The organism is Phycicoccus flavus (assembly GCF_004025965.2).
GTDB classification, from domain to species: Bacteria; Actinomycetota; Actinomycetes; order Actinomycetales; family Dermatophilaceae; genus Phycicoccus; species Phycicoccus flavus.
In genome coordinates, this window is sequence record NZ_SAYU02000149.1 from 1 (window position 1) to 936 (window position 936).

Here is a 936-nt window from a genome sequence, read left to right on the forward strand (position 1 = left end):
GACCGACTGACCGCCTCCGGGCACGACGCCGGCCCGGAGACCATCGGCTGGCACCTCGAGCAGGACGGGATCGTGCCACCGTCACGGGCCACGATCGCCCGGATCCTCACCCGGCACGGGCGGGTGGTCCCGGCCCCGAAGAAGAAGCCCAAGGCCGCCTACCGGCGATTCGCGGCCGAGCAGCCCAACGAGTGCTGGCAGTCCGACTTCACCCACGTCACCCTCGCCGGCGGCACCGACCTCGAGGTCATCACCTGGCTGGATGACCACTCCCGGATGGCCCTGCACGTCTCCGCCCACCCTCGCATCACCGGCGCCATCGTCCTGGCCACCTTCCGGGCCACCGTCGCCGAGGACGGCTGCCCCACATCCACCTTGACCGACAACGGGATGGTGTACACCGTCCGGCACGCCTCCCAACGGGTGCGCGGCGGCAGGAACGCGTTCGAGCACGAGCTCGCCACCCTCGGCGTCATCCAGAAGAACGGCCGCGGCAACCACCCCCAGACCCAAGGCAAGGTCGAACGGTTCCAACAGACCCTCAAGACCTGGCTGACCCGGCAAGGACCACCCCCCGCCACCCTCACCGAGCTCCAGGCCCTGCTGGACAGGTTCCGCCACGAGTACAACACCCAACGCCCCCACCGCGCCCTGGGCCGGCGCACCCCCGCCGCCGCCTACACCGCCCGACCCAAAGCCGGACCCCCGGGCGAACCCGCGGACCAGGCCCACACCCGCGTCCGCCACGACCGCGTCAACAACGGCAAGATCACCCTGCGCCACGCCGGCACCCTGTACTCCATCGGCCTCGGCCGACACCACAACAGCCGCCCCGTCACCGCCCTCATCCACGGCCTGCACATCACCATCAGCGACGCCACCACCGGCGAGATCCTGCGCGAGCTCACCCTCGACACCACCCGCCGATACCAACCC

General features: G+C 71.0%; 1 protein-coding gene. It reads left to right on the top strand.

What is annotated here, in order from left to right; genetic code table 11:
• Window positions 1-936, top strand: a 936-nt coding sequence (locus EPD83_RS20255) for an integrase core domain-containing protein (RefSeq protein ID WP_165567084.1), incomplete at both ends; no start/stop codon positions are given.